Raw genomic sequence first — 9,789 nt, forward strand, 5'->3', positions numbered from 1 at the left:
GGCTAAGCACGGCAGACCGGGACCCGTATGGTTGGATGTGCCGCTAGACATACAAGGCGCGATGGTGGACGAAGCAGATCTGATAGAATTTGAAATCCCCGAAGCGCTGAAGTTTGACACAAAAATCCCGCAGGTTCTAGATGCGTTAAAGGTTGCGAAGCGCCCCGTTATCATTGTAGGTAACGGCGTAACGCTTGCCGGCGCTAACGAAGAATTTCTAAAACTAATCGAAATTTTAAAAATCCCCGTTATCGGTACTTTCGCTAGATACGATATCGTTAGAAATGACCATGAGCTGTTTTTTGGTAGATATGGCACTATTGGCAATAGAGCGGCAAATTTTGTCGTACAAAATTCCGATCTCATCATTGCTATAGGTGCTAGATTAAATATCCGTGCAGTCAGCTATAACTGGGAATTCTTCGGCAGAGAAGCCAAAAAAATTTTAGTTGATATCGACCAAAACGAACTAAACAAAAAAACTATTGCCACAGATATTAAGATAAAATCCGATGCGAAGGTTTTTATATCGGATTTGCGATCTGCGTTGAAAGACGAGCTGGATTTTGGATTTTGGCTTGAAATTTGCAAAAATTACAGAAAAAATTATCCTACGATTGAGCCTTTTAGACAAAATGTAAAAGAGTGGGTTGATTCATATAATTTCTTCGATGTGCTATCTAATCATAAACGAGATTTAGTTTATGTATTCGGTAACGGTACGGCATGTGTTTCATCTTATCAGAGCTTGCGCTTATATGAGAATCAAAAGGTGGTAGTAAATTCGGGTTGTGCTTCGATGGGGTACGATCTGCCTGCCGCAATCGGTGCTTGTTTCGCAAATGGTAAAAAAGATACGATTTGCGTTACGGGTGAAGGTAGCTTGCAGATGAATATTCAAGAGCTTCAGACAATAATTCATAATAAGCTTCCGATCAAAATCTTTGTTCTGAATAATGCAGGCTATATTTCTATCAGAAATACTCAAAACAACTTTTTTAAAGGGCACAAGGTAGGCTCGGATAAAGATAGCGGCGTCAGCTTTCCTAATATCGTAAAATTAGCAGAGGTTTATGGCTTTGAAGCCTGCAGGATAGAAAATCAGCTAAATTTAAAAGGGGAGTTGGAGGAAATTCTATCCAAACCAGGTGCGGTAGTTTGTGAAATAATGCTTTCGCCTACTGAAAAAATGGAGCCAAAATTATCGTCTAAGATAAAGCCTGACGGCAAAATGGTTTCAAAGCCACTTGAGGATATGTTTCCGTTCTTGCCGCGAGAAGAATTTTATAAAAATATGATAATTAAGCCGGTAGATGAATAAAGCTGTGGTTTTTGACTTAGACGGGACTATTTATTTTGGGAGTAAAATTGCCGATTTTGCTTTGCAAACTATAGATGAGCTTCAATCCAATGGTTATAATGTCTTATTTTTTACTAATAATTCAACTAAAACAAGAGTTGAAATTTTAGATAAATTAATTCATATGGGTATAAGAACTACTGTAGATAAAATATATACCTCAGCTTATGCTAGTGCTATATTTTTGCAAAGAAATGATCTAAGAAATATATTTTTAGTTGGTAGCCGTGGTTTTAAAAGTGAATTAACGAATGCAGATATAAATGTCGAGGATGAGTATAGTTGTGAAGCCGTGGTAATTGGGCTTGATTTAAATTTTAACTATGAAATTTTATCAAGAGCTCTTATTGCATTACAAAAATCTCGTAGAATAATAGTGGCAAATACAGATAAAAATTTCCCGGTAGAAAATGGTCTTTTAAGACCTGGTGCCAATGCTATGCTAAGTGCAATACTTGGTAGTATTGATGAAGAAATTAAGCTGGATATAGTAGGAAAGCCAAATCCTTTTATGCTCGAAATTTTATGTAAGGATTGGGGGCTTGATAAACAGCATATCGCTGTGGTAGGTGATAGGATAGAAAGTGATATGGCTATGGCAAAGAATTTTAATTGTAAAGGAATTCTAGTTGGCAATAATATTACATTGCTGGATGTTAAGAATAAAATTTTAAGGAGCTAAAATGAATGTTTTAGAATACGAGATGATCGATATTCTTAAAAGACTTAAAGACGAATATGGTGTTTTTGAGATCAAAGCAGAGTACGAGAATGAAGGTAGTAGGCAGGAGGAACTTTGTAGACTAAAAGATATTACCTCTAAAGTTGGGCTTCCTATTATTATGAAAATTGGAGGCGTCGAAGCGGTAACCGATATATATAACGCTATTACTCTAGGTGTAAATGGTATCATAGCGCCGATGGCAGAAACAAAATTTGCCGTTAGTAAATTTTTGGGAGCTATAAACACTTTTGTTGCTGAGGATAATCGCAATGACATAGAATTCGCGATTAATGTAGAAACTATAACCTGCTATGATAATTTTGATGATATTCTATCCTTGCCTAATATAAATACTCTTTCTGGCGTAACAATCGGAAGAGTCGATTTTACAAGTTCGATGGGTAAAGATAGGAGCTTTGCAGATAGCGATGAAATGCTAAGACATTGTGAAAATATTTTTACTAAAGCGAGAGCTAAGGGATTAAAATGCGGTTTAGGTGGAGCCATATCTGCGAAGTCATGCGATTTTATTAAATATCTCATTTCCAAAGGACTACTTGATAAATACGAAACGCGAAAGATAGTATATCACAAAGATGCTGTAAACAATATAGAAGCCGGAATTTTAGCTGGCGTTGAATTTGAATTAGCTTGGCTTAAAAGCAAGCGTAGGTATTATCACAGAATCAAGTCCGAGGATGAGAAAAGAATCGAAATGCTTGAAAAAAGGCTAAGTAACAGATGAATCTTTTCATCACGGGCGGTAGTGGTTTTATCGGCTCGCATCTAAAAAAGCGTCTTGCGCTAAATGGAAATTTTAACGTTTTCGCTCCCAAAAGCAGCGAGCTAAATTTGACCGACGAAAGCGCGGTTGACGATTTTGTCCGTGCGCATAAAATCGATACTATCGTTCATCTCGCCAATCGCGGCGGCGGTCGCGATACGCTGGATATGACAAATGTGACCGAGTATAATTTGCGGATCTTTTTCAATATCGCCAAGCAAAAAAACAAGGTCGCAAAGATTATATCGTTTGGAAGCGGTGCAGAGTACGGTAAACACAAGCCGATAATAAATGCTCGTGAGGATGATTATAAAGAGGCGCTTCCGCTTGATGAATACGGTTTTTACAAAGCTATCACGTCGCATTACATTGAGGATTGCGCGGATAACATTATCCAGCTTCGTTTATTTGGAATTTACGGCGAGATGGAGAATTACCGCTATAAATTTATCACAAATGCCGTAGTAAAAAACTTACTGTACCTACCCATCACGATCAATCAAAACGTATTTTTTGATTATATGTATGTCGATGACCTGTTAAACGTAGTGGAATTTTATATAGAAAATGACGCGCGGCATAAAATTTACAACGCAAGCAGCGGGACAAAAATCGATCTACTCGGCTTGGCTGCGCTAGTAAATGAAGCGAGCGATTTTAAATCGGAGATAATCGTACTAAATAAAGGGCTAAATAACGAATATACTTCCGACAATAGCCTGCTAAAATCTGAGATGGGAGATATGTTTAAGCTTACGTCGCATTTGGAAGCGATCGGTAAAATTCATAAATATTTTAAGCAAAATTTTACTAGCCTAGACTTAGATACCATCAAAAAAGATCCATATTTGGGAAAAATCAATGAAATTTGGAAAGGCAAAAAATGACCCCTCGAGAATTAAAACAAGAAATTTTAGAAAAGACAAAAGAGTATTATAGGCTGGTTCATGAGCCGGCGCAGAGGGCTAAATTTGAACCAGGCAAAAGTCGCGTAAATTACGCAGGCAGAGTCTTTGATGAGCACGAAATGGTAAATTTAGTAGATAGTTCACTTGATTTTTGGCTCACATATGGCGCATATTCTAAAAAATTTGAAAAAGAATTTGCCAAAATGCTTGGCATAAAATGGGCATTTTTGGTAAATAGCGGAAGCAGCGCAAATCTACTTGCATTTTTTGCACTTACCTCGCCACTTCTAAAAGAGCGCCGCATAAAAAAGGGCGACGAAGTCATAACAGTAGCGGCAGGCTTTCCTACGACGGTTGCGCCTATCGTGCAATACGGTGCCGTTCCCGTTTTTGTCGATATGGAGCTTGAGTATTTTAACATAGACCATACGAAGCTTGAGCTTGCGCTTGGTCCAAAAACGAAAGCCGTCATGTTAGCTCACACCTTAGGAAATCCTTTTAATATAAAAGCCGTGAAGGAATTTTGTGATAAGCATGATTTGTGGCTTATCGAGGATAACTGCGACGCGCTGGGTTCTCTGTATGATGGTAAGCCGACCGGCACATGGGGAGACATAGGTACAAGTAGCTTCTACCCGCCTCATCATATGACGATGGGTGAGGGCGGCGCCACATACACAAACAATCCGCTGCTTAAAAAAATTATGCTAAGTATGCGTGATTGGGGACGCGATTGCTGGTGTGAGAGCGGCGTAGATAATACCTGTGGCAGGCGCTTTTCGCAAAAATTTGGTGAGCTACCGCTCGGGTACGATCATAAATACGTTTATTCGCACTTCGGATTTAATTTAAAAACCTCCGATATGCAAGCTGCCGTGGGATGCGCTCAGATAGATAAATTTTCTAGCTTCGTGCAGCATCGTAGGCAGAATTTTAAAAAGCTTTACGATGGGTTAAAAGATATAAAGGAGCTTATTTTGGTTAAAACCCAGCCGCATTCTGAGCCTAGCTGGTTCGGCTTTATGATGACGGTTGCAGACGGGGCAAAATTTAGTAGAAATGAGCTTAGCGAGCATCTAGAGAAGGCGGGCGTGCAAACAAGAAATTTATTTGCGGGCAATATGATCAAGCACCCGTTATTTGCAGATCTTAAACGCGGGGTAGATTATAAAATTTCAGGCGAGCTAAAAAATACCGATAAGATAATGAACGATAGTTTCTGGGTAGGCGTATATCCCGGTATGAGTGATGAGAAGATAGGGTATATTATAAAAGTAATTAAAGAATTTATATCCACTAAGAACTAAGTTGGATTTGATGAATTGAAAGAATTTTAAAAATAGGGAATATAAAATATGCCAAATAAAGCTGTTTTAAAGCTATCTGTATTATTTTGTATTATTGTATTTTTGATTTATAAAGTAGGAAAAAAAATTTTTATTGCATATGTTGATCCAACCGTAGATAAATATAACTATTTTAAATGGGTTTACTATTTTATGAATCAAGAAAAGGTTTTTACATTCAATTTTTATCTATTCTATATTTTTATCATCTCTGCTTTCTTTTCTTTAATTTTATGGTATAAAATTTATAAAGATAATATCGATGAATAGCATTTTGCTTAAAATAAAAGGTTTTAATTTTCATCTTTGTGCTAAATTGGCTATAGTAACTTTAATAACTATACAAATTTCATTCTATTTTTATGGGATTTTCTCGGATTTTAAACTCGCAAACGAGTTTAGATATATAGATGAACAAACAATATTAGATAATAATAAAATTGTTTCAAACGATCAATATATCAAAGAAAATTTATGCTTTAGTCCTAATAATATAAATTATAAATTTAATTCATACGATAATATTTTTTTATCCGGGAATAAAGGAGGATTTAATTTTCAAAATAATCCCAAATTCTTAGTCTTTGATCCGTATTATAGGCATATCAGTGTAGATATTTATAACAAATTTAGAACTCATATAGAAAACATCGCTTATAATAAAGATTATAATCTAACTTACTATGAAGCTAGAAATTTAAATAGCATAAATAGCATAAATAGGTACGGCGTAGATGTCTTTTCGCATTCTTATCCTATGTTTGGTGCTGATACACTAAGCAAGCTTAAAGAAAAAACTGATTTTATAGCATATAATATTTTTGAGCAAAATATACAAATTCTTAGTAGATATTATTGGGAAGAAACTCCGTTTATGTTAAATCCCATAAATGAGTTGGATTTAGGTAGAAATAAGTCGGAAATTTTTTCTCAATATGGCTTTCTAAGCCTATATCCTATTAAATTTATAATGGAAAAACTTGGTGGCATAAACGTTGGTAATTTTGAAAAGGCAAAAAATATAGTATGTATGGTTTATTACGTTATAGCGATAGGTTTTATATTTTTATTTTTCAAGGATAATTATCTAAGACTTATTTTTATATTTTTGTTAAGTATCAAATTCTTTTCGATTTCTTATTATTTGTATCATTACGGTCCAACATACTTTGATACAAGACATTTCTTTGATTTGATAATAATATTATTTTTATTATATGCTATAAAATTTAAAAATTTTAATTTTATGTTTGAGATAATCTCCGCACTATTGGCACTACTTTCTATTTTAATAGCGAATGATTTTGGGCTCTATATCTTTATATCGCTCTTGGGGACATTTATTGTAGAGTACGGGACAATTGCTGCAAAGAATAAGACATTGTTAGATATAAAAAAGCTCTTTTTTATATTAATTTATATTATTCTGGGAGTGTTAATTTATATAAAATACCCTTTTATGAAAAACCCGTCGGTAAAATATTTTTTAAATGGTTTCTATTCTTTTAATATTCCCTCTGCTTTATTGCTTATGGTATTGTTAGTAATATTTATTCAATGGCTATTATTAATATTCTTTTATAAGAAATTACAAGATGATAAGCATTTATTAAGTTATATATTTTTATTATTTTATACAAGTTTTTTTTATACTTATATGGTTTGGAAGGTAGATTTATCTGCCGTTAATTTCTTTATTAGCGCTATTCCTTTTATTGTAATTTTAAATTTGTTACCCAATAAAATTAAAAAAGTGATTTCTATATTTTGCATATTTATATGTGCGTTAATGTATGCTAAATTCTCTATTTCTTATATTAAAGAGATTTTTGGCTATGAAAAGATATTTGCAGCGCATAAAACCTATAAATGGGATCATGATAGAGCAGGAGGTATAATTACCACATATCCTTTTGATAAATTTCAAAACTCGATTGATCTTATAAATAAATACTCTTCTAATACAGATGAAGTATATATGATATCAAAGTATGACAATATACTGCAGTTTTTCAGTAAAAAATATAGTGGATTAAAGTATTTTGAGTTACGCTCCTTTTTAGTATCAGATATAGAATATAATGAAGTCTTAAATCTTATAAATAATAAAGCTGATATTTTATATGTAGATAGCGATATAGATAGAGACTATAAGGCAGAAATGAAAGAAAGACGATTCTTTGATATATATGATGAATATTGGTACAATGAAAATGTAAAGCAGAGAATACCGAAGTTGGAAATATTATCTAAGCTATTTGATGAAGTCAAGGAGGATTATATTTTGATTGAAAGGGGAGAATTAATAGATGTATACCGAAAAAAATCAAAATAAAATTTTTGAAGATTTTAAAAGAAACGGTTTTATAGATTTTTTGAAATTTATTTTTGCCATTATAATACTAATTCATCATAGTTGGCAATTTTATCCAATATTACCAATAGGGTATATAGGTGTAGAATTTTTTTTCTTGGTTACGGGTTGGCTTATAGCTAAAAAATTTTATAATTTTGAGGTTAAAGTTAATGAAAATATATTTGTTATTACTAGAAATTATATAGCCAGAAAAATAAAAGTATTTTATTTAGAATACCTTGTAGCTATCGTTATAGGCTTTATTTTTATATGCTTGTTCGCTTGGAATGAAATTCCATCCATATCAAATATGCTAGCATTGACGATAGGAGATATGCTATTATTGCAAATTTGGGGTTTCCCAGTAAGATCCATAACCGGAGTTATGTGGTATTTATCTGCTATGATAGGTGCCATATTTATATTGCTTCCAATTATACTTAAAAATCAAAGAATGTTTATAAATTTCATTGCCCCGCTTGTTATATTGATTTCATTCGGATCTATAGCGTATCAATATAACTATATGGGCGTCATTATGGAACCGCTCGGTGGCGGCTTTATTCATATGGGATTAATTAGGGCCATTGCAGATATTTCTTTAGGATATTGTCTATACTTTGTGACAGAAAAGATTAATTCAATTAATTTCACAAGAATGGGTCTTATCTTAATAGCTATGTTAGAATTTCTTTTATATGCTACAATTTTTTATCTTATCATTTTCGTAAAAAAACCGAGCAATGCTGATTTTATTATAGTATTATTTTTATCTATATCTCTTAGCTTCTCTTTTAGCAAGAAATCATTATTGGCTGTATTATTTCAAAAAAAATTTTTTAACAACTTAGGGCTACTAAGCCTCAATATCTTTTTAAATCACTTCTATGTAGGCTGGGTAATTATGACTATAAAATCTAAATATTCTATAGAGCCATATCAATCTGTAATTTATTATTTTTTAGGTTCTTTATTTTGTATTACTTTGAATTTCATCATATCGAGATCTTTAAGAAAAATCGAATATAAAAAGATAATTGACGCTTCCTTGGTTAAAGAAGAATAACTTGAATGCTCAAATTATAAAATTTATTCTCGTCGGTATCCTAAATACTACCTTTGGGTATGGGCTATTCGCCCTTTTTATCTATTTGGGTCTATATTATCCTCTTGCCGTATTGTTTTCTACGATACTAGGCGTATTGTTTAACTTTAAAACTATAGGTAAATTAGTGTTTGGTAGCAGTGATAATGGTTTGATTCTTAGATTTGCCTTAGTTTATGTCATAACCTATCTTTTAAATATATTCTTTTTATGGCTATTTAAGAAGCTTGGTTTCGAAAATATGTATATAAACGGTTTTGTGCTTTTGATCCCGCTAGCTGCGGTGTCATTTTTGTTAAATAAATTTTTCGTCTTTAGGAGATGATATGAAAAAGATCAGTATAGTTACCGCCTGCTTTAATGAGGAGGAGAATGTGGAGGAAGTCTATGCGCGCGTAAAAAAAGTTATTGGCGAATTTCCGGAGTATGCCTACGAGCATATATTTATCGATAATGCTTCGACTGATAGAACGGTTGAAATTTTAAAACGCCTAGCACAGGATGATAAAAATTTAAAGATCATCGTAAATTCCAGAAACTTTGGTCATATTAAATCACCAACCTATGCGCTTTTGGGTGCAGATGGAGATGCTGTTATCTCTATCGTAGCCGATTTGCAAGATCCGCCCGAGATGATTGCGCAGTTTATAGAAAAATGGCAGGAGGGCAACGACTTGGTTTTGGCTATTAAGCGAGATAGCGAGGAGCGCGGCGTGATGTTTAAAATCAGAGAATGCTATTACGAGCTTTTATCAAAGTTATCTGAGATCGAGATTTTTAAGAATTTTACCGGCTTTGGACTTTTTGATAAAAAAGTGATGGCGGCTCTTAGGCAGATGCATGATCCATATCCGTTTTTTCGTGGAATGCTCGCGGAGGCGGGTTATAAAGTGGCCAAAATTCCTTACGATCAACCTGTGAGGATTAAAGGAGTTACCAAAAATAACTTCTACACGCTTTATGATATGGGGATACTAGGTATAATCTGCAATTCTAAAGTGCCACTTAGGCTCGCGACTTTTATAGGCATGATAATGGGTATTTTAAGCATAATAGTGGGGCTTGTGTATTTTATCCTAAAACTCATATATTGGAACGAAATGAGCGTGGGGATCGCGCCTCTTATCATACTTTTTTCGTTCGTTTCATCTGGAATTTTATTTTTTATCGGTATAATAGGCGAATATATCGGTGCAATTTATACAC

At 33.7% G+C, this 9,789-nt stretch carries 9 protein-coding genes; all 9 read left to right on the plus strand.

Annotation, left to right across the window (positions count from 1 at the left end):
* The coding region (locus Q0413_RS04680; protein ID WP_298987771.1) for a thiamine pyrophosphate-binding protein at positions 1-1,321 on the plus strand (1,321 nt) is incomplete at its 5' end.
* Positions 1,314-2,042 carry an HAD-IIA family hydrolase gene (locus Q0413_RS04685; RefSeq protein ID WP_298987773.1) on the plus strand — a complete coding sequence of 243 codons (729 nt, stop codon included), beginning with the start codon at positions 1,314-1,316 and terminating at the stop codon, positions 2,040-2,042. The genes Q0413_RS04680 and Q0413_RS04685, both read left to right, overlap by 8 nt.
* 1 nt (position 2,043) lies before the next feature.
* Positions 2,044-2,829, plus strand: coding sequence for an aldolase/citrate lyase family protein (locus Q0413_RS04690; protein ID WP_298987774.1), 786 nt, complete (start codon positions 2,044-2,046; stop codon positions 2,827-2,829).
* On the plus strand, positions 2,826-3,755 hold the full coding sequence (locus Q0413_RS04695) for an NAD(P)-dependent oxidoreductase (protein WP_298987775.1): 930 nt from the start codon (positions 2,826-2,828) through the stop codon (positions 3,753-3,755). Before Q0413_RS04690 ends, Q0413_RS04695 begins: the two co-directional genes overlap by 4 nt.
* Positions 3,752-5,083, plus strand: coding sequence for a lipopolysaccharide biosynthesis protein RfbH (rfbH, locus tag Q0413_RS04700; protein ID WP_298987776.1), 1,332 nt, complete (start codon positions 3,752-3,754; stop codon positions 5,081-5,083). Before Q0413_RS04695 ends, rfbH begins: the two co-directional genes overlap by 4 nt.
* 301 nt (positions 5,084-5,384) lie before the next feature.
* Positions 5,385-7,457: a hypothetical protein gene (locus Q0413_RS04705; protein ID WP_298987777.1), complete on the plus strand. Its 2,073-nt coding sequence runs from the start codon at positions 5,385-5,387 to the stop codon at positions 7,455-7,457.
* Positions 7,432-8,544 carry an acyltransferase family protein gene (locus tag Q0413_RS04710; protein ID WP_298987778.1) on the plus strand — a complete coding sequence of 371 codons (1,113 nt, stop codon included), beginning with the start codon at positions 7,432-7,434 and terminating at the stop codon, positions 8,542-8,544. The genes Q0413_RS04705 and Q0413_RS04710 overlap by 26 nt, the downstream gene beginning before the upstream one ends.
* 1 nt (position 8,545) lies before the next feature.
* Positions 8,546-8,908, plus strand: coding sequence for a GtrA family protein (locus tag Q0413_RS04715; protein WP_298987779.1), 363 nt, complete (start codon positions 8,546-8,548; stop codon positions 8,906-8,908).
* Position 8,909: 1 nt separating this feature from the next.
* The coding region (locus tag Q0413_RS04720) for a glycosyltransferase family 2 protein (protein WP_298987780.1) at positions 8,910-9,789 on the plus strand (880 nt) is incomplete at its 3' end.

The sequence above is a fragment of the uncultured Campylobacter sp. genome (assembly GCF_938045465.1).
GTDB lineage: Bacteria > Campylobacterota > Campylobacteria > Campylobacterales > Campylobacteraceae > Campylobacter_B.

Bases quoted from the DNA above. Each gene is read 5' to 3' on its own strand.
- Q0413_RS04695 (WP_298987775.1), top strand. From the start codon at position 2,826: ATGAATCTTTTCATCACGGGCGGTAGTGGTTTTATCGGCTCGCATCTA.
- Q0413_RS04690 (WP_298987774.1), top strand. From the start codon at position 2,044: ATGAATGTTTTAGAATACGAGATGATCGATATTCTTAAAAGACTTAAA.
- rfbH (WP_298987776.1), top strand. From the start codon at position 3,752: ATGACCCCTCGAGAATTAAAACAAGAAATTTTAGAAAAGACAAAAGAG.
- Q0413_RS04705 (WP_298987777.1), top strand. From the start codon at position 5,385: ATGAATAGCATTTTGCTTAAAATAAAAGGTTTTAATTTTCATCTTTGT.
- Q0413_RS04685 (WP_298987773.1), top strand. From the start codon at position 1,314: ATGAATAAAGCTGTGGTTTTTGACTTAGACGGGACTATTTATTTTGGG.
- Q0413_RS04710 (WP_298987778.1), top strand. From the start codon at position 7,432: ATGTATACCGAAAAAAATCAAAATAAAATTTTTGAAGATTTTAAAAGA.